The sequence below is a fragment of the Citrobacter sp. Cpo142 genome (assembly GCF_030332425.1).
Lineage (GTDB): Bacteria > Pseudomonadota > Gammaproteobacteria > Enterobacterales > Enterobacteriaceae > Citrobacter > Citrobacter portucalensis.
On the sequence record NZ_JAOWHW010000091.1, the window covers coordinates 45725 to 71954 of the forward strand.

Genomic DNA, 26230 nt, shown 5'->3' on the forward strand with positions numbered 1-26230 from the left:
TAATGATTAGAGCATTGAGAAAAAAAATTCAGCTATTACTGGTTAATCTTTTTTTAATGATATACACCCGTAAGAAAGATTTTTCTTTTAGTCAGCAAGAATTTGAAAATCAGGATAAAAATCAGCTGAAGAATATCCTGATTTATTCTTCAACGGCGCTGGGTGATTTCATGATGAACTCTCCAGCAATTCATGCGCTCCGCCAGACATATCCTTCTGCGACAATCACCCTGATTTGCCACAAAAAGATGTATGACTTCCTCAAAGGGGGGAGTGACTGGGACGATCTTATCTCATGGGATAATAAACTCACTACCCTCCCGGCATTGGTTAAAGAGATCAAGAAACGTGGAACGCCAGACCTGACGGTAATTCTTCACTCACATACACCTTATGATTTCCTTAGCGCCATTATTGCTGGCACAAAGTATGTCTTTGTGGATAACGATAAGCAGGACATCCCACTCGTAAGTAAATGGGCAACCAACAGAATCAGTAAATTCGTTGGGCATACTATTCAGCGAAAGCTGGAGCTTATCATGCCGTTGCTGAATGAAAAGCCAGACAACAGTATGCACCTGCCGTTTCCTGTCGAACGTACGGTGAGCGAGGAAGATTCAAAGCTGCGTTGGATTGGTTTTCAAATGGGAGCATCATCCTTTAAGAAATGCTGGCCTGTTGAGCGATTTGTCACTTTCGCAAACCAACTTTTTGCTCATGATGATGTGCGTGTCGTCCTGATTGGCGCGCCGAATGAAGTGCCTCTGCAGGACGAATTTTTGCAAAAGCTGGATAGCCGCTTTCATGACCGCGTAAAGCCACTTATCGGTAAAACGACGCTTAAAGGGCTTATTCAGGAAGTGAAGAATATGGACCTGCTGGTAACATCTGATACAGGACCTATGCACCTTGCCGTGGCAATGCGGGTACCGACGGTGAGTATGTATGTGATCACCTCACCTTATCTTTATGGCCCCTATCAGGACCCTCAATTGCACAAGGTGGTTTACAAAGCCTATACGACGCTGGATGAAATTAAGTATCGTTCAGCGCTAGAGAAGGTGAGTTGCGAAGAGATCATGGCGCATGTAAAACCATTCCTACAGTAAGCTTACCGATGCTCTGCATGTTCTGATAAGCGTGCAGAGCCCCCGTCCCGAGTCGGGGGGTTATACGTCGGACGGTAGGTGTGTTAGTACTTGCTGAGCGGTGAGTAACGACAGTTTTCCTTCCGGAGCAATGCACGTTAACTGATTCTTACCGTAGCCACCAATGAGCCCTGGGTCGGTGGGACCATACAGCGTAACGTTTGGGCGATTGAGCGCGGCGGTCAGATGACTAAGGCCTGTATCAACCGAAACTACAAATTCAGCACCGGCGAGGATACGCGCAATTTCCTCAAGACTCATCCTTGGCAATACATCGACATTATCAAATCCTTTCGCAATTCTTCTTGCTCTTTCCTCTTCATGCGCTGCTCCCCAGGGAAGTTTAATGCGAATCCCTGTCTTCGGTATCAGCGTAATAAGGTCCCGCCAGTGTGCTTCTGTCCAATGTTTATCATCTCGCGTGGTCGCATGTAAAAATACAGCGTAGGGCTGCGAATTGGACGTTTGCTGTTTTACAAAATGCTGCGCAATCGCGTAATCACCCTGCGACTGCGGTTTAACATATCCCAAGCTTTTGGCGAACAATTCACGCGTACGTTCTACCGCGTGCTGCTGTTTGGCTATGTGATGTTTGCGATTATAAAACAGACTTGCCAGCGGTTCGCGGGCTGTGCTCCAGTCCATACCATGCTTGATGCCACGTGCCAGACGTGTCACCAACGCCGCGCTTTTAACCAAACCCTGAGCATCGATTATCGCGTCATACTGCTGTAAACGCACCGCATCACGAAACGCTTTACGCTCGGCTTTAATCGGCGCTGAAAACCAGGCTTTACGCCAGCGACGGATCGCCACTGGAATAACCCGGTCAACGGCTGAATGCCAGGAGGGGATTTGAGCGAACCCTTCTTCCACCACCCAATCAAATTGAATACCCGGAATAGCCTGCTGAGCATCGGTTAATGCGGGCAACGTATGCAGTACATCGCCCATAGACGACGTTTTAACGATCAGAACCCGCATCCGTCAGGCTTCCTCTTGTAACAACAGATCGTTGAGTTCTTCCAGTACGCGCTGGGGTGTAATGTCAATCAGGCTCTGATGATAGCCTTCTGCCGCATCACCCTTACGCACTTTGTGATAACCCGTAATCAGGCGAATGACACGCGCCTTGTGGGAAAGCGGAGGCGTAAAATCCGGGCTGCTTGGACCATACAATGCGACCAGTGGACGGTTCAGCGCCGCGGCCACGTGCATTAATCCAGAGTCGTTGGTGACCACCGCTTTGCAGGCTGCGAGAAGGATGACGGCCTGCTCCAGCTGTGTTTCGCCCGCCAGATTACGGCACCATGCCTGCTGTTCAACGCTCAGCGTCGCCAGGATCTCATTGCCGGCTTCATGGTCTTTTGCTGAGCCAAACAGCACAATCTGATGGCCTTCATCGATCAGCTGCTTTGCCAGTTCTGCATAGTGGTAATGTGGCCAGCGTTTCGCCGGACCAAATTCCGCGCCAGGGCAAAAGCCGATGATGGGGCGTTCGGCAGAGAGGGAAAACTGACTACAGGTCAGTGATTTCTCGCCTTCGCTGACCTGCAACTGCGGCCATAGCAGAGGCTGCGGCAAATCTTTGGCCGTCAGCATCACGCCTTTATCATAAGCCAGAGCCACATAGCGCTCGACCATCAGTGGCCATGCGTCTTTATCCAGTACGCGCGCATCGTTTAGCAGACCGTAGCGCATCTCGCCACGCCAACCTGTACGATGGGGAATACCCGCAAAGAACGGCACCAGAGCGGATTTAAACGAGTTAGGCAGCACAAAAGCGCGGTCATAGCGCTTCTCACGCAGACTGTGGCCGAGTTTACGGCGCTCGCCGATCTCCAGCGCGCCGTGCCCCAACGGCATGGCGATAGCTTCGTTGACTTCTGGCATGCGCGACAATAACGGACGGCACCATGCAGGTGCCATCACGTCGATTATCGCCTGGGGATAGCGCGCCTTGAGCGTGCGATAGAGACTTTGCGACATCATCATGTCGCCCACCCAAGACGGGCCAACCACCAAAATTTTCATACTTACGCGTCGCGGTTCAGCCAGGCCATATATTCCGTGACGCCTTCGGCGACGGTTTTAAACGGCTTGTCATAGCCCGCTGCGCGCAGGTTCGTCAGATCTGCCTGGGTAAATGCCTGGTAGCGGCCTTTCAGTTTTTCCGGGAATGGAATGTACTCAATGCTGCCTTTTTTGTGGTACGCCAGCGTAGCATCGGCAACGGCCTGGAAAGATTCCGCACGACCTGTACCGAGGTTAAAGATGCCGGAAACCCCGTTTTCCAGGAACCACAGGTTTACCGCAGCTACATCGCCTACGTAAACGAAATCACGTTTGAAGTTTTCACTGCCTTCGAACAGTTTTGGTGTTTCGCCATTGTTAAGCTGGGTGTTGAGGTGGAAAGCAACGCTTGCCATGCTGCCTTTGTGGCCTTCACGCGGTCCGTAGACGTTGAAATAGCGGAAGCCAACAATCTGAGAATTGGCTTCTGGCAGGATCTGACGCACGTACTCGTCGAACAGGAATTTTGAGTAGCCGTAGACGTTCAGCGGTTTCTCATATTCACGAGACTCGATGAAATCAGAAGTGCGACCGCCGTAGGTGGCGGCAGAGGATGCGTACAGGAACGGGATTTCACGTTCCAGGCAGTAGTGCAGTAGCTCTTTGGAGTATTGATAGTTGTTATCCATCATATACTTGCCGTCCCACTCGGTGGTTGAAGAGCATGCGCCTTCGTGGAAAATCGCTTCGATATCGCCGAAATCTTCCCCGGCCATAATCTGGATCAGGAAGTCTTCCTTGTCCATGTAGTCAGCAATATTCAGATCCACCAGGTTAACAAACTTGGTGCCGTCTTTCAGGTTGTCCACCACCAGAATGTCGGTGATACCTTTATCATTCAGAGACTTAACGATGTTGCTGCCGATAAAGCCCGCGCCGCCGGTAACGATGATCATAAATGTAACCTTTGAATTATGGAGTCAGAGACAATCTCAGACACGAATACTTCTATCATATCACTACATGGCTTAGGCTTCAGCCATTCACCGATAAGCCGTGCGGGTACACGTGATTTATGCTTCATTTTGAAGAAGTGATGATGCGTCATCTCGTATCAACGTATAGCTTTGGGTAATATGTGCTGAAATTTGCCCAGTCTGGAGAATTGAAATGCGTGGGGATTTTTACAAACAGTTAACGAACGATCTCGAAACCGCACGTGCGGAAGGATTGTTTAAAGAAGAACGCATTATTACATCTGCCCAGCAGGCGGATATTACCGTGGCGGATGGAAGCCACGTTATTAACTTTTGTGCGAACAACTATTTGGGGTTGGCTAACCATCCGGAACTGATTGCAGCGGCAAAAGCGGGTATGGATTCTCACGGATTTGGTATGGCTTCGGTTCGCTTTATTTGCGGTACCCAGGACAGCCATAAGCAACTGGAGCAAAAACTGGCGGCATTCCTCGGAATGGAAGATGCCATCCTTTACTCTTCCTGCTTCGACGCCAACGGCGGCCTGTTTGAAACGCTGCTGGGCGCAGAAGACGCAATTATTTCCGATGCCCTGAACCACGCTTCTATCATTGATGGCGTGCGTCTGTGTAAAGCAAAACGTTTCCGTTACGCCAACAACGATATGGTGGAACTGGAAGCTCGCCTGAAAGAAGCGCGTGAAGCAGGCGCTCGCCATATCCTGATCGCCACTGATGGCGTGTTCTCTATGGATGGTGTGATCGCTAATCTGAAAGGCGTTTGCGATCTGGCGGATAAATACGACGCGCTGGTCATGGTTGATGATTCCCATGCCGTCGGTTTTGTCGGCGAAAATGGTCGTGGCTCCCATGAATACTGTGACGTGATGGGTCGCGTGGACATCATCACCGGTACGCTGGGTAAAGCACTCGGCGGCGCATCCGGTGGTTACACCGCAGCGCGCAAAGAAGTTGTTGAGTGGCTGCGTCAGCGTTCCCGTCCTTATTTGTTCTCCAACTCACTGGCACCGGCGATTGTTGCGGCTTCCATTAAAGTGCTGGAAATGGTTGAAGCTGGCAGCGACCTGCGCGATCGCCTGTGGGCGAATGCACGTCAGTACCGTGAGCAAATGTCTGCCGCAGGCTTTACGTTAGCCGGTGCGGATCACGCGATCATCCCGGTCATGCTGGGTGATGCAGTAGTGGCGCAGGCGTTCGCCCGCGAGCTGCAAAAAGAGGGGATTTACGTTACCGGATTCTTCTATCCGGTGGTTCCAAAAGGCCAGGCGCGTATCCGTACCCAGATGTCTGCGGCGCATACCCCTGAGCAGATTACGCGTGCTGTTGAGGCGTTCACACGCATTGGTAAACAACTGGGCGTTATTGCCTGAGGATGTGAAATGAAAGCGTTATCCAAACTGAAAGCGGAAGAGGGCATTTGGATGACCGACGTTCCTGAACCGGAAGTCGGTCATAACGATTTGCTGATTAAAATCCGTAAAACAGCCATCTGCGGGACTGACGTTCACATTTATAACTGGGATGAATGGTCGCAAAAAACCATCCCGGTACCGATGGTCGTTGGGCATGAATATGTCGGCGAAGTTGTTGGCATCGGTCAGGAAGTTAAAGGCTTTAAAATCGGCGATCGCGTTTCAGGCGAAGGTCATATCACCTGCGGGCATTGCCGTAACTGCCGCGGTGGACGTACTCACCTGTGCCGCAATACGACCGGTGTCGGTGTAAACCGCCCTGGCTGCTTTGCGGAGTACCTGGTGATCCCGGCATTTAACGCATTTAAAATCCCGGACAATATCTCCGACGACTTGGCGTCTATCTTCGATCCGTTCGGTAATGCAGTGCACACGGCGCTGTCGTTCGATCTGGTTGGGGAAGATGTGCTGGTTTCCGGTGCGGGTCCAATCGGTATTATGGCGGCGGCGGTCGCGAAGCATGTTGGCGCACGCCACGTGGTGATCACCGACGTTAATGAGTATCGCCTTGAGCTGGCACGCAAAATGGGTATCACACGCGCGGTCAACGTGTCGAAAGAGAATCTGACCGACGTGATGGCTGAACTGGGTATGACCGAAGGGTTTGATGTGGGCCTGGAGATGTCCGGGGCGCCGCCAGCGTTTCGCGCCATGCTGGACACCATGAACCACGGTGGCCGTATTGCTATGCTGGGTATTCCGCCATCTGATATGTCCATCGACTGGACCAAAGTTATCTTTAAGGGGCTGTTTATTAAAGGTATCTACGGTCGTGAGATGTTTGAAACCTGGTACAAAATGGCTGCACTGATCCAGTCTGGACTGGATTTGTCGCCGATCATCACCCATCGATTCTCCATCGATGAATTCCAGCAGGGCTTTGACGCGATGCGTTCAGGCCAGTCAGGGAAAGTGATCCTGAGCTGGGATTAGTATTAAGCCGGTAAGAATGAATAGCCAGATATGATTAATATCTGGCTATTTTTTACTTGCCGCGAATTTTTCGTGAAAGTCGGCGAAGCTTTTCTTTCAATAAAATCAGGTTATAAACGAAGCCATGACCCTGAATATCGATATTGTATTTATTCCGGAGCGTGAGGATATCGTTCGCCTGGCATATTTTCATAATGCCTTTGCATGAAAGATCGATAACTTTAAGTTCACCAGATGGCGTTCTAATAAAATTTCCAGGGTGAATATCATTCGATGCAAGACCTGCATTGTGAAGTTTAATAATACAGTTTTTCACCTCTTCGGCATTACTTTCGTTGATTTCGGCAAGGGGTTTTCCATCAATGTATTCATGCACGGTTGACACTTCAACACATTGACGAAAGTGACATTTTTCGGCAACGTAGTACAGATCTGCAGTACAGGCGCGTTGCTCTGGAGTTAAGCGTGCCAGTCGTTTAATCATATGTGAATAAAAGGGCCCGGAAATAAAGTTTAGCGCTTTTTTTTCAAAGCGATTGTCTATTTCACGATCGTTCTTGACAATAAACTTTTTATTTTCATATTCGACAAGATGGACGCTGCGAAAACCATTTTCAGCATTCAGTTGTTTCCCTTTTATTTCATTATTTGATATTTTTTTCATCAACAAAGGGAAATTAATTTTTTCTTTCTTGAAATAAACATTAAAGTCATTTAATTCAACCTTACTAATGTTCATTAAATTCGCCTTCGTATATTAATCTGTTGTGGATAGTCATGCTCTGTATTATACAAAATTGTATCGACGGTGGTTAGTTAATACATGCTTTTATGTAAAAGACACATAAACAACAGTGTTATGCTCTATCTAATTGAAAGTAATTGATTAATTGCTTTACGTTATGAGAATTTTATGACTTAAAGCATCAATGTAGCAAGAGTGCTTTGGTCATCATTACATTTGCACTGTTCATTTTGTGATAGAGATCAAGTTAGTATAACAAAATCCTTTGTCATACACAGGTAACAACTAAGTTGGCTATTCGTGCTGTTTTTTGTTTCTCGGACGTGTAAGTAAATAGGTTATCAATCTAGCTAATATAAATTTATAGGAATGCTGGCCTATTTCTCTGGAAATTGTACCTCTTGTTAAGCCTTAATAATATCTTAATAATTGGGTGATAGAGTAACGACAATCCCATAGATTAGATGATTACCCTACGATGCAAAGTAAATATAAATTAAGCGTTATTATCCCGTTATATAATGCCGGTAGTTACTTTCGTGACTGTATGGAGTCGTTAATTGCGCAGACCTGGAAAGATCTTGAAATCATTATTGTAAATGATGGTTCTACGGACTGCTCAGTCGATATTGCGCAATACTATGCAGAAAAATATCCCCATGTTCGGCTGCTGCATCAGGCCAACCAGGGTGTCTCTGTCGCGCGAAACCTTGGCCTGGATGTCGCTGTGGGGGATTACATCGCATTCGTTGATGCCGATGATGAAGTCTATCCGGAGATGTATGAGACATTGATGGGAATGGCCTTGCAGGACAACCTTGACGTTGTACAAAGCAACGCAGACTGGAGTTCGCGGGAAACATCCCGAGTCTGGGTATCCATTCCAACAGATCGTCTGCGTTCTACCGGTATTCTCTCCGGCCCAGACTGGTTGCGTATGGGGCTTGCTTCGCGCCGCTGGACGCATGTTCTCTGGATGGGGGTATATAGAAATGACCTCATTAAAGAACACAATATAAGATTTATCCCTGGGTTACATCATCAGGATGTCATGTGGAGTACGGTGTTTATGTTTAATGCCACTCGTGCGAAATATACGGAAAAACCATTATATAAATACTACCAACACGATGGCTCAATTAGCCACATGAAGCGGCAGGGTGAAGCGAATTTAAACTATCAACGGCACTATATAAAGATCACTCGCCTGCTGGACGAACTTAATCATAGCTACGCTAACCGCATCACTATCTATCCTGAGTTTAAGCAACAAGTGATTTATGAGGGACTGCGAGTATGTCATTGTATTCGTAAAGAACCCGATCCACAGATCCGCCAGCGCATGATTGCTGAAGTATTTGTATCGGGTATGTTCAAGCGTATGGTGAGTAATATCTGCAGCGTAAAGCTGGGTTATCAGGTGCTGTTGTGGGCTATCCGTTTTAGCCAGTGGCGCGATAAATCATTGACGCCGCGCCGCCTGGCCCATTTAACGCTGGATAGTAAAGACTGATTATTGCCAGCCCTGCCACTGCAAGCGCATATACTGCACCAGCGTGCTTTGGGTGATGCTTTCGCCGAGCACGCTGAAGAAGCGGCTGGCGTACACCGGCTCTAACGGCTGTTTCGGTTTGCATAATTTCACCCCGCGGAAAGGATTACGCGGTGCATCAGGCGTACCGTTCTTCGGTGGCGTGAGGTTTGGTCTGGAGGTATCCACCTGTGGTTCATTGAGCAAGCTGCTTGGACGAACCAGCGTGATGTCGGCTGGCAGGCTATACAGCATCTGCTGCAGAACGCGAACCGTAGACGGGTGAGGGTGGCCAATGGCGATTGCGGAACCGTTGCGGCGCGCAAGCTCGACGGCACGATTAAACTGACGGCGAATATCGGCTTCGTTTTGCGTGTCATCCAGGAAGACTTTGCGTTTGATGACCTTCACACCGGTACCTGACGCTGCGCGCATTGCTTGGCTGTTACCGATGGTCATGCTGTCCAGGAAGTAGAGGTCGTAACGTTCCAGCGCCTGCATCACCTTCTGCATGCCGAAAAGACTGGAGGTCATCGCGCTGCCCATATGGTTGTTCAGACCGACCGCATTCGGTACTTTGCTTACCGCGTCGCGAATGATCCTCTCAATCTCTTCGCTGCTCATTTCAGGGCGTAACGTGTCTTTCTCTAACGGCTGCTTGCTCAGCGGCGCCATTGGCAGATGGATTAAGACTTCATGCCCGCTGTTATGCGCTTTGATTGCCATTTCACGCGCATGTGGGGCGTTAGGCAGAACGGCAACGGAGATGGTAGAAGGCATCGCCAGTACCTGGTTTTCAGTGTGTGGGCGATAGCCGAAATCATCAATGACGATGGCGAGTTTGCCAGCAAATACAGGTGTTGCGAAGGCCAGCAGACTGGCGAGAGAGAGTAGTAGACGACGAAATTGTTGTGGCAAAACTTATCTTCCCAACCACGGCTGTGGATTGACCGCCTGACCCTGGCGACGAATTTCGAAATAGAGTGCCGGCCTGCCCTGACCGCCGCTGCTACCCACAAGTGCTATAGGCTGCCCGGCGCGAACCTGCGTACCGACGCTGACCAGTGCGCTCTGGTTATAACCGTACAGGCTCATATCGCCTTTACCGTGTTCAACGACGACCACCAGGCCATAGCCCTGCAGCCAGTCCGCCAGAATGACGCGACCATCGGCAATGGCTTTAACTTCGGTGCCTTCGGATGCGCCAATAACCATCCCCTTCCAACGTAGCTCACCCTGCAGCTGTTCGCCATAACGATGTAGAGTTGGACCACGAACGGGCCAAAATGCCTGACCGCGTGGCGAACCCAAACCGCCGGTACGCGACATCAGTGATTTTTCACTTTCGGTCGGTTTATAGGTTGAGCCTTTTCGTGACGCATCCTGTTGCTTATCGCGTACTGCCTGCGCCTCGCGTGCTTCACGTTCCGCACGCGCTTTGGCTGCGGCTTCGGCGCGGGCAATGCTGTTGCGCAGACGGGATTCGTTGGCGCGCATTTCGCCCAGTTGCTGTTGACCCTGTTGAATCGATGATTCCAGACTCGAAAGCGTTTTCTGGCGTTCGTTACGTGCCTGTTCCAGCTTAGCCTGCTGAGCGCGCTGTTCGTACAGTAGCGTCTGCTGTTCGCTCTGCTTATCTTCCAGCTCGGCTTTTTGCGAGTCGACCTCTTCGCGGGTTTGTTTCAATTGCGCGATAGTTTCCTGTCGCGCCTGGTTCAGATAGCCGAAATAGGCCTGCAGGCGTTGCCCGCGCTGGCTTTCTTCACCGCTAAGAATGAGCTGAATGCCGGTGTGTTCGCCCTGGCGAAAAGCTGCGTCGAGTTGGGCTGCCAGGCTGCGTTCTTGTGCGGCCCGCTGTTTTTCCAGCTTCGCGAGTGCTGCGTTCATCTCTGCGATTTGTGCATTCAGCTGCGCCAGTGAGTTTTGCGTTTCGCGCAACTGCCTTGCGGCAACGGCGATGGCTTGTTCCTGAGCTTTAAGCTGAGCGAGGAGGGTGGCGCGTTGTTGTTGCTGTTGACGTACCGCGCGTTCTTTTGCCGCGATATCGGCCTGAATAGATTTGAGCTGGTCGCGTTCGTCCGCGTGGGCGGAAAAGGCGCACAGCAATACGCCAGCGCTAAGCGCGCTGGCGTAGAACAAGGGCCTGACTGAAAACTTACGCGGTTTCACGGCCCGAGTGATGGTATTAATCGCCTTTCCCCTCATGGGGAGGGATTATTCCACGATGAACAGCGGCTTACCAGTCATCTCTTGCGGGATTTCCATACCCATCAGCGTCAGCATCGTCGGGGCGATATCAGAAAGTTTGCCGCCTTCGACTGCTTTAACGTTCTTGCCACCGACATAAATCAGCGGAACGGGCAGGTTGGTGTGCGCAGTATGCGCCTGACCGGTGGACGGATCGCGCATTTGCTCTGCGTTACCGTGGTCTGCGGTGATCAGCAACTGACCCCCAACGGATTCAACCGCTTTCGCGACCTGTTCAACGCAGTGATCCAGCGCTTCAACCGCTTTAACCGCTGCTTCCATCACCCCGGTATGACCAACCATGTCGCCGTTCGGGTAGTTACAAATGATGGTGTCGTATTTTCCGCTCTCAATCGCCGCAACCAGTTTTTCGGTCAGCTCAGCAGAGCTCATCTCTGGCTGCAGATCGTAGGTCGCAACTTTCGGCGAGTTGATCAGGATGCGATCTTCGCCTTTGAACGGCTCTTCTACGCCGCCGTTGAAGAAGAAGGTCACGTGCGCATATTTTTCGGTTTCGGAAATACGCAGCTGCGTTTTGTCGTGCTTCGCCATCCACTCGCCAAGGGTGTTAGCCAGAGATGCTGGTGGGTAAGCAACCGCAGTTTTGATGTCGGCCGCGTATTCGGTCAGCATCACAAAGTTGAGGTTAACGACTTTCTTACGGGCGAAGCCGTCGAAATCAGCGTTAACAAACGCACGAGTGATTTCACGCGCACGGTCAGCACGGAAGTTCATGAAAATCAGCGTATCGCCGTCTTCCATGGCGGCTTCAGCCTGGCCTTCAGCACGGATCACGGTCGCTTTCACGAATTCATCGTTTTCGTCGCGGGCATAAGCAGCCTGCAGGCCTTCAACCGCCGTAGCGAACTGGAACTCGCCTTTGGCCAACGTCATCAGGTCATAAGCCTGTTCAACGCGATCCCAACGGTTGTCGCGGTCCATCGCGTAGTAACGACCGATGATGGACGCTACGCGGCCTTTGCCCAGCGCGGCAAATTTCTCTTCGAATTTTTGCAGTGAATGTTCAGCGCTGCGTGGCGGAGTATCACGGCCATCAAGGAAAGCGTGCAGATAGATTTTCTCAGCCCCGCGTTCAGCAGCCATTTCTACCATCGCCATGATGTGATCTTCGTGGCTGTGAACACCGCCCGCAGAGAGCAGACCCATGATGTGTACCGCTTTGCCGCTATTTTTTGCCTGGTCGACCGCATTGGTCAGCACCGGGTTAGCGAAGAAAGTACGCTCTTTAATTTCTACATCCAGACGGGTCAGGTCCTGATACACGATGCGGCCCGCGCCCAGGTTGACGTGACCGACTTCGGAGTTGCCCATCTGGCGATCGGGCAGGCCAACTTCCAGGCCAGACGCATCAATCAGGGTATGCGGACGTTTTGCCCACAGGGCATCCATTACCGGGGTTTTGGCATTAAAGATGGCGTTATCCTGGCTGTCTTCGCGATAGCCATAGCCATCCAGAATCACCAGTACCATAGGTTTTTTAGAAACCGACATTGCGACAACCTCACACTTAATAGATAAAAAATAATTGCGTAATTTTACTACAGCTGAATCGATAAAGTAGCCCCGGAAGATCAAATAATCGACCAGAGCGCGCCGCAGAGGGCGTGGTTTTAGGTTTTTTTTTCCGTAGCGCCCCGCAAAAATGCAATCCAATGCACGCTCTGGCTGTATTTGCGCCAACGCGCAGGTATACTCCTTTCCTGGTTTTTTTAATCACTGAGTCGGGAGTTGTTACCCCCCATGCAAGAAATTATGCAATTTGTTAGTCGCCACCCTGTATTGAGTATCGCCTGGATTGCGTTACTGGCGGCTGTATTATTTACCACGTTTAAGAGCCTGACTTCCAAAGTGAAGGTGATTACGCGCGGAGAAGCCACACGTCTCATCAATAAAGAAGACGCCGTTGTCGTGGATTTACGTCAGCGCGACGACTTCCGCAAAGGTCATATCGCTGGCTCCACTAACCTGCTGCCGAGCGAAATCAAAGCCAACAACTTTGGCGAACTGGAAAAACACAAAAACAAACCTGTTATTGTGGTTGATGGCTCAGGCATGCAGTGCCAGGATTCAGCAACTGCGCTGATCAAAGCCGGTTTTGAGCAGGTGTCTGTACTGAAAGATGGCGTAGCGGGCTGGAGTGGTGAGAATCTGCCACTGGTTCGCGGCAAGTAATTTACCCGTCTTCTTTCATGCCGCAGGGTAAAAAGAACACTGGAGATAAGTCATGGCCAATATTGAGATCTATACCAAAGCAACCTGCCCGTTTTGCCATCGCGCAAAGGCGCTGTTAAACAGCAAGGGTGTGAGTTTCCAGGAGCTTCCGATTGACGGTGATGCCGTGAAGCGTGAAGAGATGATCAAGCGCAGTGGCCGTACTACGGTTCCGCAGATTTTTATTGATGCACAGCACATTGGTGGTTGTGACGACTTGTATGCGTTGGATGCGCGTGGTGGACTGGATCCGCTGCTGCGTTAAGGCGTACCGAAGTATTTAAAGGACAACACTAAAGGGTTTTCTCAACATGTCAGAACAAAATAACACTGAAATGGCTTTCCAGATCCAACGTATTTATACCAAGGATGTGTCTTTCGAAGCGCCAAATGCACCGCATGTTTTCCAGAAAGATTGGCAGCCAGAGGTTAAACTGGATCTTGATACCGCATCTACCCAACTGGCAGATGACGTGTATGAAGTAGTGCTGCGTGTCACCGTAACGGCTTCCCTGGGTGAAGAAACTGCGTTCCTGTGCGAAGTTCAGCAGGGCGGTATTTTCTCCATCAGTGGTATCGAAGGGACTCAAATGGCGCATTGCCTGGGCGCATACTGCCCGAACATTCTGTTCCCGTATGCCCGCGAATGCATCACCAGCCTGGTTTCACGCGGTACGTTCCCGCAACTGAACCTTGCGCCGGTCAACTTTGATGCGCTGTTCATGAACTATTTACAGCAGCAGGCTGGCGAAGGTACTGAAGAACATCAGGATGCCTGATGAACCAAAGTAATGCTTCAATGACTGTGATTGGTGCCGGCTCGTACGGCACCGCTCTTGCCATCACCCTGGCAAGAAATGGCCATCAGGTTGTCCTGTGGGGCCATGATCCTAAACATATCGCGACTCTCGAGCACGATCGCTGCAACGTCGCGTTCCTTCCTGATGTGCCTTTTCCCGACACGCTGCGCCTGGAAAGTGATTTAGCCACAGCGCTGGCCGCCAGTCGTAATATTCTGGTGGTGGTGCCGAGCCACGTCTTTGGCGAAGTGCTGCGTAACATCAAACCATTGATGCGTTCTGACGCACGACTGGTCTGGGCGACAAAAGGTCTGGAAGCGGAAACAGGGCGTCTGCTGCAGGATGTCGCGCGTGAAGCGTTGGGGGACTCAATTCCACTGGCGGTTATTTCCGGCCCGACGTTCGCCAAAGAGCTGGCTGCGGGCATGCCGACGGCGATTTCTCTGGCCTCGACGGACGACACCTTTGCTGACGATCTCCAGCAGTTGCTGCACTGCGGCAAAAGCTTCCGCGTATACAGCAACCCGGATTTCATTGGCGTACAGCTTGGCGGTGCGGTGAAAAACGTCATTGCCATTGGCGCAGGGATGTCTGACGGCATCGGTTTCGGCGCGAATGCACGAACCGCATTGATCACCCGTGGGCTGACCGAAATGTCTCGTCTTGGTGCGGCGCTGGGGGCCGATCCTGCCACCTTTATGGGGATGGCGGGTTTAGGCGATCTGGTGCTGACCTGTACCGACAACCAGTCGCGCAACCGTCGTTTTGGCATGATGCTCGGCCAGGGGATGGACGTGCAGGGTGCGCAGGACAAAATTGGCCAAGTGGTTGAAGGCTATCGCAATACGAAAGAAGTTCGTGAATTGGCGCACCGTTTTGGTGTTGAGATGCCAATAACCGAGGAAATTTATCAAGTATTGTATTGCGGAAAAAACGCGCGCGAGGCAGCATTGACGTTATTAGGCCGTGCACGCAAGGACGAGCTGAGTCGCCACTAGCTGTAAGGAACTGTTGAATATAACGACCCGATCCGCGAAGAACGGATCGGTCGTTTTGCTACCTTCTGGAGTACGCAATGCCGTGTGAAGAACTGGATATCGTCTGGAAAAACATTAAAGCGGAAGCCCGGGCACTGGCGGAATGTGAGCCAATGCTGGCCAGTTTTTACCACGCAACGCTGCTCAAGCATGAAAATCTCGGCAGTGCGCTAAGCTATATGCTGGCGAATAAACTCGCTTCTCCAATCATGCCCGCCATTGCGATTCGCGAAGTCGTAGAAGAGGCCTACGCGGCCGATCCTGAAATGATTGCCTCAGCGGCCTGCGATATTCAGGCAGTACGCACGCGTGACCCGGCTGTCGATAAATATTCCACTCCACTGCTGTATCTGAAGGGCTTTCATGCGCTTCAGGCCTACCGTATCGGTCACTGGCTGTGGCATCAGGGGCGTCAGGCGCTGGCGATATTCTTGCAAAATCAGGTGTCCGTTACCTTCCAGGTAGACATTCATCCGGCGGCAAAAATTGGTCGTGGGATTATGCTCGATCACGCCACCGGCATTGTGGTCGGTGAAACCGCGGTGATTGAAAATGACGTCTCTATTCTGCAATCCGTCACGCTGGGCGGGACCGGTAAAGCCGGCGGTGACCGCCACCCGAAAATTCGTGAAGGCGTGATGATCGGCGCGGGAGCAAAAATTCTCGGCAACATTGAAGTCGGGCGCGGCGCGAAGATTGGCGCAGGTTCGGTCGTGCTACAGCCCGTACCGCCGCATACCACCGCCGCAGGCGTACCGGCGCGCATCGTCGGCAAGCCTGACAGCGATAAACCGTCTATGGATATGGATCAGCATTTCAACGGGATACATCATACGTTCGAATACGGCGATGGAATCTGATTTCGAGCTATCTTACTTGTCATCTTGAACCCGGGCTGTGCTCGCCATCCTCACGTACTACGTGTACGCGCAGGTCGGCAAGCGCAGTCCGTGTCCAACCTGACTGCTCCGATAACGCTCGAAAAATAATGGTAAATTCTTTCGTAGGTCGGATAAGGCGTCAGCCGCCATCCGACAAAAATCAACTACGCAATACCGCGCCGGGATAACCTAATTGGCGCCAGGCCTCATACACCACTACCGACACCGCATTTGACAGGTTCATGCTGCGACTGTCCGGCATCATCGGAATACGAATTTTTTGTTCAGCTGGCAGTGCGTCGAGGATGCTGGCTGGCAGACCGCGAGTTTCCGGGCCAAACATCAGATAATCCCCATCCTGATAGCTTACCGCGCTATGCGCTGGCGTACCTTTGGTGGTCAGGGCAAACAGACGTTGCGGATTTTCTGCGGCGACGAAGGCGGCGTAATCAGGGTGGCGTTGCACGGCGGCAAATTCATGGTAATCCAGCCCCGCGCGGCGCAGGCGCTTGTCGTCCCAGGTAAAGCCCATTGGCTCAATAATATGCAGACGAAAGCCGGTGTTGGCGCAAAGACGGATAATATTGCCGGTATTTGGCGGGATTTCTGGTTCGAATAATACGATGTTTAGCATGCTGCCCCCTTAAGTACGGGGCAGCATAGCAAATTAACGTTTACGCCGCATTTCCACGTTTGGGCTGCATCGGGTAGTCAGCCACCTGTTTGCCCAGTTCTTGTACCAGTGAATCACGGCTGATTTCGCTAATCGATTTTGCACCGGTCAGGGTCATTGCCACCCTCATCTCTTTCTCGATCAGATTTAGCAGATTCGCCACCCCGGCCTGACCGTGGGTGGCCAGCGCGTACAGATAAGCACGTCCCAGCAGAACACTATCCGCGCCCAGCGCAATCATACGTACGACGTCCAGGCCGTTGCGGATCCCACTGTCTGCCAGAATGGTGATATCGCCTTTTACCGCATCGGCAATGGCGGGTAGCGCGCGAGCTGAAGACAGCACGCCGTCTAACTGGCGACCACCGTGGTTAGAGACAACAATACCATCCGCGCCAAAGCGTACGGCGTCTCGGGCATCTTCGGGATCGAGGATCCCTTTGATCACCATCGGACCATCCCAAAATTCGCGGATCCACTCGAGGTCTTTCCAGGAAATCGACGGGTCGAAGTTATTCGCCAGCCAGCCGATGTAATCCTCAAGACCGGTAGGTTTACCAAGATAAGTCGAGATATTACCTAAATCATGTGGGCGACCGTTCAGGCCAACGTCCCATGCCCACTGTGGATGGGTGACTGCCTGCCAGTAGCGGCGTAGTGCGGCATTTGGGCCGCTCATCCCGGAATGTGCGTCACGGTAGCGTGCGCCCGGGGTTGGCATATCGACGGTAAAGACCAGCGTGGAGCAACCCGCCGCTTTGGCGCGCTCCAGCGCGTTGCGCATAAAGCCGCGATCGCGCAGAACATATAGCTGAAACCACATCGGACGTTTGATGGTTGGAGCGACCTCTTCAATCGGACATACGGATACCGTGGAAAGCGTAAACGGAATGCCTTTGGCATCAGCGGCGGCGGCGGCCTGAACTTCGCCCCGGCGCGCGTACATGCCACACAGACCGACAGGTGCAAGGGCCACCGGCATGGAGAGCGTTTCGTTGAACAGCTTTGTCTCCAGGCTCAGGTCGGACATATTCTTCAGCACGCGCTGGCGCAGCGCCACCTCCGACAGGTCTGCCACGTTACGGCGCAGAGTGTGCTCTGCATACGCCCCACCGTCTATATAGTGGAACAAGAAGGGGGGTAGGATGCGCTGGGCTGCGGCGCGATAGTCGCTGGCTGCTGAAATAATCATGCGTTGTTCTCCCTGCTATTCTCACCAGGGTCACCGGGCAGGCGGGTGATACGCGCCTGGCGGGCCTGATCTTCATCAAATCGTTTAATCGTAGTGTGGACAAAACTGAGGTGCGCCATCATTGCTTTACGCGCTCCGTCGGCATCTCCGGCAACAATCGCATCCAGGACGGCCTGATGCTGCGCCGTCAGTTGCGAAAATACGGGCGGCACAAGGTACATACGCTGGCGGCTCTGTTTCACCGAAGACTGCAATACGTCGAAGAAACCGCGCATGGTCTGTAACAGCACCACGTTGTGCGAGGCTTCCGCAATGGCGAGATGAAAGCGAACGTCTGCCTGCGAGGCGAGATCTGGATCTTCGCTTTGTGTGGCCTCGAAACAGAGTCTGATTTTCTCTTTGTCGGCAGTAGTAGCACGCATAGCTGCATGCCAGGCGGTGCTGGCTTCGATGGCGTGGCGGGCTTCCAGAATATCGAAACTGTAATCAGGATCGTCCGCCAGCAGGGTTTTCAGCGGCTGAACGATGTTTTGTTCAGACCATGCTTCATGCTGCCAGCGGATAAACGTCCCGCCGCCACGACGGCTAATCAACACACCTTCACTCACCAGCTTGGCTAACGCCTCGCGCAGCGAGTTGCGCGATACGCCGAGCTGTACGGCCAGTTGGCGCTCAGCGGGCAACTTCATGCCCGCCTCCAGCTGTTGTTCTTCAATCAGCGCCCGCACACGAGATGCGACTTCGTCTGACAGGCGTCTGGGCATCACTATCATGGAATCATCCAGGTTAAGACATAGGCCTGCAGCGTGGTAATCACACCCACCATGCAGGTGAAAATCAGGCTGTGCTTCACGGTAAAGCGGAACAGATCAGACTCTTTCCCCACTAATCCCACTGCCGCACAGGCGATAGCGATAGATTGCGGAGAGATCATCTTGCCGGTCACGCCGCCGGTGGTATTTGCGGCCACCATCAGCACATCCGAAACGCCGATTTGCTGAGCGGCCGTGGCCTGCAGGGCGGCGAACAATGCGTTTGATGAGGTGTCGGACCCGGTCAGGAATACCCCCAGCCAGCCGAGGAATGGCGAGAAGAAGGTAAAAGCGCTGCCGGTGTGCGCCAGGGCCAGTGCCAGGGTGGATGAAAGCCCGGAGTAGTTAGAGATAAACGCGAACGCCAGCACCATCCCGATGGAGTAGATAGGCAGCGCCAGATCTTTCAACGTGCTGCCAAAGGTCTGCAGCGCAGCAGATGGCTTCATCTTCAGCCAGACGATAGACAGCAGGGCGGCAAACAGTATTGCGGTACCGGTCGCGGAGAACCAGTCAAATTTGTACACCGCCGCGTAGGCCGTGGCTTCGTGTACGACCGGCGGCATACGGGCAACCAGCTTGTCGAGGAACGGAACCGGAATATTGACCACCCAGTGGTACATCGCGCCGCCTGGCGCAAACAGCGCTTTAAACGGCGGTATGCTCCACAGCGTGACGGTAGCTGTCAGGAACAGGAACGGTGACCAGGCGCGTACCACCTGCCCAGCGGTGTAGCGGGTGCGCGACAGATCCATATCGACCTGCGAAGCGCCCATATCGCCAAAACGGAAGATGCGTACCGGCTGCCAGCGTTTCAGGAACAGCGTCAGACACACCAGTGAGACCAGAGAAGAGATGATGTCCGGCAGTTCCGGCCCGATAAAGTTAGAGCTGAGGTACTGTGCGATAGCAAACGAGCCGCCAGCGACCATCACCGCAGGCCAGGTTTCTTTGACGCCGCGCCAGCCATCCATAATCGCCATAATCCAGAACAGCACGATAATGGTCAGGAACGGCAGCTGACGCCCTACCATCTGGCCAATCTCGAAGCTGTCCAGTCCGGTAACCTGACCGGCAACCAGAATCGGAATGCCCATTGCGCCAAAAGCGACCGGCGCGGTATTTACGATCAGGCACAAACCTGCCGCATACAGCGGGTTAAAGCCAAGACCAACCAGCAGTGCGGCGGTAATCGCTACCGGAGCGCCAAAGCCTGCCGCTCCTTCGAGGAATGCCCCAAAGGAGAAACCGACAATCAGCATTTGCAGACGCTGGTCTGGGGTAATCGAGAGTATCGAGGAGCGGATAATGTCGAACTGCCCGGTCTTCACCGAGATTTTATAGACGAATACCGCGGCGATAATGATCCAGGCAATCGGCCACAGACCATAGAAGAAACCGTACACTACGGATGCCAGAGCGTGATCGACCGGCATTTTGTAAAACAGCAGGGCGACCGACAAAGCGATCACCACCGTCCATGACGCCGCAACATAGCCTTTGAGCTTGAGCTTAATCAGGGCGAAGAAAAAGAACAGGATAGGGAGCGATGCGATCAGACTGGAAAGCCAGATGTTACCGGCCGGGTCGTAGTTCTGTTGCCAGAGATTCATTGCAGGTCTCCTGGGGGCCGCCGACATAATGGAATGAGTCTGTGCTCATCTCCAGGTCACATTATGTGTAAAAGTGGCCCTGCCAATATTGTTGTGTAGGGGTAATGACAATGAATGGTTAATCAAATGTTATTTATTGGCAACGGTATTGTACGCACATTTTAATGAAATGTGAGGTGCTGGTAGGATCTGGTTAAAATTGGTAGGGCCAATTGCGAGGGGAAATGAAGGACCGGGCAAGCGGATGTTGCCCGGTGGGAGATTAGAACTCGCTCTTCGCGAAGCCCGTCATCTCTTTCAGGCCCATTTCACGGCCAAGCTCGGTCATCGGGTGGACGACGATCAGGCCGCGCACGCTCTTCTTCAGTTTGCCCATGTCAGCCTGCTCTTTTTTGGTGATGGCCCGACGGAACGGAAGTTTTGTCAGCTTTTGCGCTTCTTTGCTCAGCTTCTGGCTGTGAACTTCACGCAGGCGTGCGATCTCGGCTTCCAGAGTTTCTTTCTCTTTTTCCAGCTCGGCGTATTTGTCGGCGGCTTCAACCAGGGACAGGTCTGCCTGCTGGTGGCGAATAGCGTCCAGACGATCGCTCAGGCGTTTAATTTCGTTTTTTTCGACTTCTTTCATAGGATAGCTTCTGATAAAAATAGGATGAATATCCTATAGTATGCGCGCAGAGCGGGATTATTCACAACTGCTCGAAGATAAATAATCAAATACCGTAAGTATTAATTAGCTAATGATAATGTTACTTCATTGATTAACAAGGAATTTTAAGCGATAAGATCGGCCGTGGTGCTTTTTATTGGCATGTTCGTGGTGAAGCACGTTTTCCTCAATATAAACACCCAACTGATCCTAAACTTAAATGATCAACCGCACAGGCTGAGCGCGGTTAATACATGGAGGAGGGAAGATTATGGCGAAAATAGGTGAGAACGTTTCGGTCCTGATTGATAAAACTGTCGATTTTATGGCTTCAAGCCAGGCTTTTCGCGAATATTTGAATAAAACACCGCCGCGCAACGTTGTCCCTTCAGAAATACCGCAGGAAAACGCGCAGCTGTATCTGCAACGTCTGGCGTACTATCGGCAGCTGTATCGACCGCAGCAGGAAGAGAAATAAGCAAACATCGTCTTATTTTTGAAAGGCTTTTTTTAAGCTGATTTTAGAAATCAGCTCGGTCAGGGAAAGTACCATCGTGGAGCGCACCATCTGCTGGTAACGCTGGATTTGCATGGCATGCAAACCTGAGTCTGAGGTATCAAACTGCGGTGGCGGCGGGAGTGCCGTCACGCAGTGAAGTTCACCAAACGGTCCAAGAATTTCGTCGTCGGTGAACGCATATTCATTACCGTCATGGTTTAACTCTTCCCGCAGCGCCATCAGAAGCTCCGCGTCTTCATACTCCGGCCGGCTGAGTACGCCCAGACCGTAGATTAACTTCAGACGAACGGAAAGATCGCCCAACGGGCCATCGCCGTCGAGCAGCGGTTCTACGGCGTATTTCACCGCATAGTCGTCTTTGCGAAATACCTGAAGCACAAGGATATTCACCGCCTCGGTGAGCAGTTCTACGGCGGTGATGAGGAAGCTGCGTACGGTTTTGCCAGCATTCAGACGCTCAAGCACACGATTTTCAAAGGCCTGCGTTTGTTCCATTATTGCCTGCATATCTGACAATCTATTATTCAGGCGCAGGATATCCTGCGCCAGGTCCTGCATCATTTCTTTGCGTTATACGCGTTAACAGCCTCAAGCACGACATCACTGTTGGCATCCAGCCCGGAAACTTGCGCCAGCGCGGCCTGTGGACCTTTTTCGTCAATCAGTGCGGCCAGTTCCTGTGCCTGCGGATCTTCTTCGCTGCGATAGTGCATCGCTGCCGCAATACCGGTAACCAGATTCGCATGCGGCAAACCATATTCCAGCGTACCCAGCAGTGGTTTAATCAGACGATCGCCTGCGCTAAGTTTACGCAGTGGCTGACGACCCACACGCTCAACGTCATCTTTCAGATACGGGTTTTCAAAACGGCCGAGGATTTTCTGAATGTATGCCGCATGTTTTGCTGCATCAAAGCCATAGCGTTTGATCAGTACCGCGCCGCTCTCTTCCATCGCACCTTTTACCACTGCGCGGATTTTCTCGTCGAGAATCGCGTCACGGATGGTCTGATGACCGGTCAATTTTCCGAGGTACGCGGTTATAGCATGCCCGGTGTTCAGCGTGAAGAGTTTACGTTCGACAAATGCCATCAGGTTATCAGTTAATTCCATTCCTGGGATATTTGGCAGTTCACCTTTGAACTGTGTTTTGTCGACAATCCACTCACTGAAGGTTTCTACGGTAACTTCCAGCGGATCGTTGGTTGCTGAAGCCGAAGGCGGAACAATGCGGTCCACGGCAGAATCGACAAAGCCAACATGTTCTTCAACCCAGGCTTTATCTTCATCTGCTAACGCGTTCATTACATGGCCTTTCAACTGAGTCGTTCCGCGCACCATGTTTTCACAAGCGATGATATTTAGTGGAGTAGTGATTCTCTGCGCCTTGCGTTTAACCAGCCCTTTGGCGATGGCCGGAGCGATACGCTCAAGCACGACCGGACCGACGGCGGTAGTGACTAAATCTACGTGGGCAATCAGTTCAACAACATCATCGCCGATGCTGCTCACGGCGTTGACACCGGAGACGGTATCAACCTGCTCGTTTTCACCCACGACATGAACCTGATAGCTATGACGGGCATTCAGGGCATCGAGCACGACCTGATTTACATCCGCGAACGTCAGCTGTATCCCCGCGTCCGCCAGCAGTTTGCCGATAAAGCCACGACCGATATTACCTGCGCCAAAATGTAATGCTTTCATAGTATTAACCTTCATTAATGTTTTTACCCAAGAGGGCTGGGGTGAGGCTTTTCCCTCAACCTAACCCTCTCCACAAGGGAGAGGATATCGCCTTCATATTTCGAACTGCAGATGCGTTGGCTCTCCTCGCTCACCCCAGTCACGTACTTATGTACGCTCCTGGGGATTCACTGCGTTGCCGCCTTCCTGCAGCTCGAACTATTTTGGAGATACTTAAGCGTTAAGCTTTTTTACCCGCCAGCAGTTCCAGAACTTCATCCACGCTGGTGGTATGGGCCAGACGTTCGATCACGGATTCATCATCCAGAGCGTTGGTCAGGCTGGTAATCACCTGGATGTGCTCGTTGTTACGCGCTGCGATGCCAATCACCAGGCGGGCAATATCGTCTTCTTCTTCACCGAAGCGAACGCCTTCCGGGTACTGGCAGAACACCACACCGGTTTTCAGCACGCGGTCTTTGGCTTCAACCGTACCGTGCGGTACTGCGATGGACTCACCCAGGTAAGTCGGGGTCAGTTTTTCACGGTCCAGCATCGCCTCAACGTATTCTGGCTCAACGTAACCGCCTTTCACCAGTTGCTCACCAGCAAAGCGAATCGCTTCTTCTTTGTTAGCCGCTTTACGGCCAAGGAAGATGTTCTCCGCACCCAGTTTGAACAGGTGGGTATCACCCTCTTCAAAGCTGTCTTTCAGGTGGTCGCGAACTTTCTCCTCGTTCACGTTGTGGCGCTGCGCAGCGACCAGACGTTCGGTCAGGTTGGAGTACAGGCCACTGTCGAGGAAGTTGGTCAGCGAAATGTGCTGTGCCTGAGGCACCTGGCGCATCGCGCGTTCAGTCAGGTCACGGTGGGTAATGACCAGATCCACATCCGGCGGCAGATTGTTAATCGCGCTGTTAGTGACGGAAATCTGAGACAGCCCCGCATCCTGCACTTTCTTACGCAGTACGCCCGCACCCATGGCGCTGGAACCCATACCAGCATCGCAGGCAACGATGATTTTACGCACATGGCTCAGGTCGTTGGTTACATCGCCAGCCGTCAGCGGAGATGCGCCTTTGGATTCCGCTTTCATGTCGTGCATACGACGGGTTGCGGCATCAATGTCATCATCTTCTTTCACTTTGCTGGTTTTCAGCAGAATGGCTGAGACCACAAAAGAGACTGCCATAGCTGCGCAGATAGCAGCGATGTTAGCGAAGTAAGCACCCTTCGGCGTCATTGCCAGCACGGCCAGGATAGAACCCGGAGACGCCGGAGAAACCAGACCGCCGTTCAGGATAGTCAGGGTAAATACGCCAGTCATACCGCCGAGAATAACGGCCAGGATCAGGCGCGGGTTCATCAGCACGTACGGGAAGTAAATTTCGTGGATACCACCCAGGAAGTGGATGATAGCCGCGCCGCCTGCAGACTGCTTAGCGCTGCCGCGACCGAAGAACATGTACGCCAGCAGGACGCCCATACCCGGACCCGGGTTAGCTTCAATCAGGAAGAAGATGGATTTGCCCATCTCATGGGACTGCTGAATACCCAGCGGTGAGAAAATACCGTGGTTAATGGCGTTGTTGAGGAACAGGATTTTCGCCGGTTCAACGAAGATAGATGCCAGCGGTAGCATGTCATGGACAACCATGAAGTTAACGCCTGCCGCCAGAATTTTTGACAGCGCTTCAACCAATGGGCCAATGCCAAGGAATGCCAGAATGGCGAGGATCATACCGATGATGCCAGCGGAGAAGTTATTCACCAGCATCTCAAAACCGGATTTGATCTTACCGTCTACCCAGTTGTCGAAATGTTTGATAGCCCAGCCGCCCAGCGGACCTGCGATCATCGCGCCGAGGAACATTGGCATATCTGCACCGACGATAACGCCCATGGTGGTGATAGCGCCAACCACGCCGCCACGCTCGCCGCCAACCAGCTTACCACCGGTATAACCGATCAGCAGCGGCAGCAGATAGGTGATCATCGGGCCGACTAGCTTCGCCAGCGTTTCGTTCGGCAACCACCCTGTCGGAATGAATAATGCGGTGATAATACCCCACGCGATAAACGCGCCGATATTTGGCATCACCATGTTGCTGAGGAATCGACCAAAGCTTTGCACCTTGATCTTAATATCGGATGACATAAAAACACCCCTTCTTATGTTTGCTATCGCGCAGGCTGAAAGCCCGAGGTTTGTTAATGTAGCGGCAGGAGGTAGCCGGACCCTGTAGATACTGCGAAATCTGGCACTGAATCGTTCAACTGTCCAGTCGACGGCCTTTTATGTGACATTCGTCACGTAAATATAGGGTGTATGGCGTTAGTTAATGTGATTTGCATCACAAATTAACGGTACAAAAAAACATCACAGGGTTAGATTTAATGAAAAATGGGGATTAAATGTGAACTAATTCACATTTTTGGTTTTGCTGTTTGTTGAATCTTTGTGATGTGGATCGCAAAGTATTTTCATCTGGATTTGAGCAGATGTGATCTGCGGCAGATTCTACTCCTGACATTTTTATTGCAAAACAAAGCAACTTCTCGCCAGAAAAAATATTTTTTTTGTGATATGGCGAAAACCCCTAACTGCAGTTATGTTCAAAACATCAGCCAGGGTGCATACGGCTGCCGGCATAAAAAAACTCTAATTAGCGTGAATTCGAGGCAGGTATGTTTCTAAATTATTTCGCACTGGGCGTGCTGATCTTCGTTTTTCTGGTTCTGTTTTACGGAATCATCGCCATTCATGATATTCCCTATAACATGGCTAAAAAACGTAACCATCCCCATGCCGATGCCATCCATACTGCAGGATGGGTGAGCTTGTTCACTCTTCATGTTATTTGGCCGTTCCTGTGGATCTGGGCCACGCTCTACCAGCCTGAAAAGGGATGGGGAATGCAGTCACACATCACACCGACCGGAAAGGAGTCAGACCCTGAGATTGCCGCGCTGGCAGCGCGAATCACCCAGTTGGAAAAAAGACTGGATGGGGAGAAAAAAACCGATAACTCCACCTTTCCGGAGATTTAATC

At 51.8% G+C, this 26230-nt stretch carries 26 protein-coding genes; 11 read left to right on the forward strand and 15 right to left on the reverse strand.

Going from position 1 to position 26230, the window contains the following annotated elements; all coding sequences use genetic code 11:
• The first annotated feature begins 2 nt into the window (after window positions 1-2).
• Entirely contained in the window at window positions 3-1109 is a 1107-nt protein-coding gene (locus OGY18_RS04495; protein WP_057066870.1) for a glycosyltransferase family 9 protein, read from the forward strand.
• A 60-nt stretch (window positions 1110-1169) separates the two neighbouring features.
• On the opposite strand, the gene rfaC is transcribed toward OGY18_RS04495, so the two are convergent.
• Genes rfaC through rfaD form a run of 3 tightly spaced genes read right to left on the reverse strand, consistent with a single transcriptional unit; the run spans window position 1170 to window position 4117 of the window.
• Window positions 1170-2132 carry a lipopolysaccharide heptosyltransferase RfaC gene (gene rfaC, locus OGY18_RS04500; protein WP_063941156.1) on the reverse strand — a complete coding sequence of 321 codons (963 nt, stop codon included), beginning with the start codon at window positions 2130-2132 and terminating at the stop codon, window positions 1170-1172.
• 3 nt (window positions 2133-2135) lie between these two features.
• Window positions 2136-3182: an ADP-heptose--LPS heptosyltransferase RfaF gene (gene rfaF / locus OGY18_RS04505; RefSeq protein ID WP_148361323.1), complete on the reverse strand. Its 1047-nt coding sequence runs from the start codon at window positions 3180-3182 to the stop codon at window positions 2136-2138.
• Between the two features lie 2 nt (window positions 3183-3184).
• A complete protein-coding gene (gene rfaD, locus OGY18_RS04510) occupies window positions 3185-4117 on the reverse strand; it encodes an ADP-glyceromanno-heptose 6-epimerase (protein ID WP_003827312.1) in 933 nt (310 codons plus the stop codon).
• 214 nt (window positions 4118-4331) lie between these two features.
• On the opposite strand from rfaD, the gene kbl reads away from it, so the two are divergent.
• Both kbl and tdh read left to right on the forward strand, forming a co-directional pair.
• Window positions 4332-5528 (forward strand): glycine C-acetyltransferase, encoded by a 1197-nt coding sequence (gene kbl / locus OGY18_RS04515; RefSeq protein ID WP_286552027.1) that lies wholly within the window; start codon window positions 4332-4334, stop codon window positions 5526-5528.
• Between the two features lie 9 nt (window positions 5529-5537).
• Complete coding sequence (gene tdh / locus OGY18_RS04520) at window positions 5538-6563, forward strand: L-threonine 3-dehydrogenase (RefSeq protein WP_003024132.1); 1026 nt, start codon at window positions 5538-5540, stop codon at window positions 6561-6563.
• A 52-nt stretch (window positions 6564-6615) separates the two neighbouring features.
• Here tdh and OGY18_RS04525 read toward each other — a convergent pair whose 3' ends face one another.
• On the reverse strand, window positions 6616-7302 hold the full coding sequence (locus OGY18_RS04525; RefSeq protein ID WP_003827317.1) for a lipopolysaccharide core heptose(II) kinase RfaY: 687 nt from the start codon (window positions 7300-7302) through the stop codon (window positions 6616-6618).
• A 484-nt stretch (window positions 7303-7786) separates the two neighbouring features.
• On the opposite strand from OGY18_RS04525, the gene OGY18_RS04530 reads away from it, so the two are divergent.
• Complete coding sequence (locus OGY18_RS04530) at window positions 7787-8821, forward strand: glycosyltransferase (protein WP_003827319.1); 1035 nt, start codon at window positions 7787-7789, stop codon at window positions 8819-8821.
• On the opposite strand, the gene OGY18_RS04535 is transcribed toward OGY18_RS04530, so the two are convergent.
• The 3 genes from OGY18_RS04535 to gpmM are packed head-to-tail and all read right to left on the reverse strand — an operon-like array spanning window position 8822 to window position 12598.
• On the reverse strand, window positions 8822-9757 hold the full coding sequence (locus OGY18_RS04535) for a divergent polysaccharide deacetylase family protein (RefSeq protein WP_003024138.1): 936 nt from the start codon (window positions 9755-9757) through the stop codon (window positions 8822-8824).
• Between the two features lie 3 nt (window positions 9758-9760).
• On the reverse strand, window positions 9761-11020 hold the full coding sequence (gene envC / locus OGY18_RS04540; RefSeq protein ID WP_231504629.1) for a murein hydrolase activator EnvC: 1260 nt from the start codon (window positions 11018-11020) through the stop codon (window positions 9761-9763).
• A gap of 33 nt (window positions 11021-11053) precedes the next feature.
• On the reverse strand, window positions 11054-12598 hold the full coding sequence (gene gpmM / locus OGY18_RS04545) for a 2,3-bisphosphoglycerate-independent phosphoglycerate mutase (RefSeq protein ID WP_003827325.1): 1545 nt from the start codon (window positions 12596-12598) through the stop codon (window positions 11054-11056).
• Window positions 12599-12847: 249 nt separating this feature from the next.
• On the opposite strand from gpmM, the gene OGY18_RS04550 reads away from it, so the two are divergent.
• The 5 genes from OGY18_RS04550 (at window position 12848) to cysE (ending at window position 16015) form a co-directional block, all read left to right on the forward strand.
• Window positions 12848-13279: a rhodanese-like domain-containing protein gene (locus OGY18_RS04550; RefSeq protein WP_003024148.1), complete on the forward strand. Its 432-nt coding sequence runs from the start codon at window positions 12848-12850 to the stop codon at window positions 13277-13279.
• 52 nt (window positions 13280-13331) lie between these two features.
• Entirely contained in the window at window positions 13332-13583 is a 252-nt protein-coding gene (gene grxC / locus OGY18_RS04555; protein ID WP_003024152.1) for a glutaredoxin 3, read from the forward strand.
• A gap of 46 nt (window positions 13584-13629) precedes the next feature.
• Window positions 13630-14097: a protein-export chaperone SecB gene (secB, locus tag OGY18_RS04560; protein ID WP_003024155.1), complete on the forward strand. Its 468-nt coding sequence runs from the start codon at window positions 13630-13632 to the stop codon at window positions 14095-14097.
• Window positions 14097-15116 (forward strand): NAD(P)H-dependent glycerol-3-phosphate dehydrogenase, encoded by a 1020-nt coding sequence (gene gpsA, locus OGY18_RS04565; RefSeq protein ID WP_003827328.1) that lies wholly within the window; start codon window positions 14097-14099, stop codon window positions 15114-15116. The genes secB and gpsA overlap by 1 nt, the downstream gene beginning before the upstream one ends.
• Window positions 15117-15193: 77 nt before the next feature.
• The gene (gene cysE / locus OGY18_RS04570) at window positions 15194-16015 is read left to right on the forward strand and encodes a serine O-acetyltransferase (RefSeq protein ID WP_003024160.1); all 822 of its coding nucleotides are present in this window, start codon (window positions 15194-15196) and stop codon (window positions 16013-16015) included.
• Window positions 16016-16196: 181 nt separating this feature from the next.
• On the opposite strand, the gene trmL is transcribed toward cysE, so the two are convergent.
• The 5 genes from trmL to OGY18_RS04595 all read right to left on the reverse strand — a co-directional run bounded on the left by trmL (window position 16197) and on the right by OGY18_RS04595 (window position 20951).
• Window positions 16197-16670: a tRNA (uridine(34)/cytosine(34)/5-carboxymethylaminomethyluridine(34)-2'-O)-methyltransferase TrmL gene (trmL, locus tag OGY18_RS04575; RefSeq protein ID WP_032945354.1), complete on the reverse strand. Its 474-nt coding sequence runs from the start codon at window positions 16668-16670 to the stop codon at window positions 16197-16199.
• A 40-nt stretch (window positions 16671-16710) separates the two neighbouring features.
• Entirely contained in the window at window positions 16711-17901 is a 1191-nt protein-coding gene (gene lldD / locus OGY18_RS04580) for an FMN-dependent L-lactate dehydrogenase LldD (RefSeq protein ID WP_003827330.1), read from the reverse strand.
• Complete coding sequence (gene lldR, locus OGY18_RS04585) at window positions 17898-18674, reverse strand: transcriptional regulator LldR (protein ID WP_148361326.1); 777 nt, start codon at window positions 18672-18674, stop codon at window positions 17898-17900. The genes lldD and lldR overlap by 4 nt, the downstream gene beginning before the upstream one ends.
• The gene (lldP, locus tag OGY18_RS04590) at window positions 18671-20326 is read right to left on the reverse strand and encodes an L-lactate permease (RefSeq protein WP_003827332.1); all 1656 of its coding nucleotides are present in this window, start codon (window positions 20324-20326) and stop codon (window positions 18671-18673) included. The genes lldR and lldP overlap by 4 nt, the downstream gene beginning before the upstream one ends.
• A 262-nt stretch (window positions 20327-20588) precedes the next feature.
• Window positions 20589-20951: a YibL family ribosome-associated protein gene (locus OGY18_RS04595; RefSeq protein ID WP_003827333.1), complete on the reverse strand. Its 363-nt coding sequence runs from the start codon at window positions 20949-20951 to the stop codon at window positions 20589-20591.
• A gap of 292 nt (window positions 20952-21243) precedes the next feature.
• On the opposite strand from OGY18_RS04595, the gene OGY18_RS04600 reads away from it, so the two are divergent.
• Window positions 21244-21450, forward strand: coding sequence for a hypothetical protein (locus OGY18_RS04600; RefSeq protein ID WP_003827334.1), 207 nt, complete (start codon window positions 21244-21246; stop codon window positions 21448-21450).
• Window positions 21451-21462: 12 nt separating this feature from the next.
• Here OGY18_RS04600 and mtlR read toward each other — a convergent pair whose 3' ends face one another.
• From mtlR to mtlA, 3 genes are all read right to left on the reverse strand, one after another.
• A complete protein-coding gene (mtlR, locus tag OGY18_RS04605; RefSeq protein ID WP_003024179.1) occupies window positions 21463-22050 on the reverse strand; it encodes a mannitol operon repressor MtlR in 588 nt (195 codons plus the stop codon).
• Window positions 22050-23198 (reverse strand): mannitol-1-phosphate 5-dehydrogenase, encoded by a 1149-nt coding sequence (gene mtlD / locus OGY18_RS04610; RefSeq protein WP_003827336.1) that lies wholly within the window; start codon window positions 23196-23198, stop codon window positions 22050-22052. The genes mtlR and mtlD overlap by 1 nt, the downstream gene beginning before the upstream one ends.
• Window positions 23199-23418: 220 nt before the next feature.
• Window positions 23419-25335, reverse strand: coding sequence for a PTS mannitol transporter subunit IICBA (gene mtlA, locus OGY18_RS04615; protein WP_286552030.1), 1917 nt, complete (start codon window positions 25333-25335; stop codon window positions 23419-23421).
• Window positions 25336-25865: 530 nt separating this feature from the next.
• Between mtlA and OGY18_RS04620 the strand changes: the two genes are divergently transcribed.
• A complete protein-coding gene (locus OGY18_RS04620) occupies window positions 25866-26228 on the forward strand; it encodes a DUF3302 domain-containing protein (protein ID WP_003827338.1) in 363 nt (120 codons plus the stop codon).
• Window positions 26229-26230: the final 2 nt, after the last annotated feature.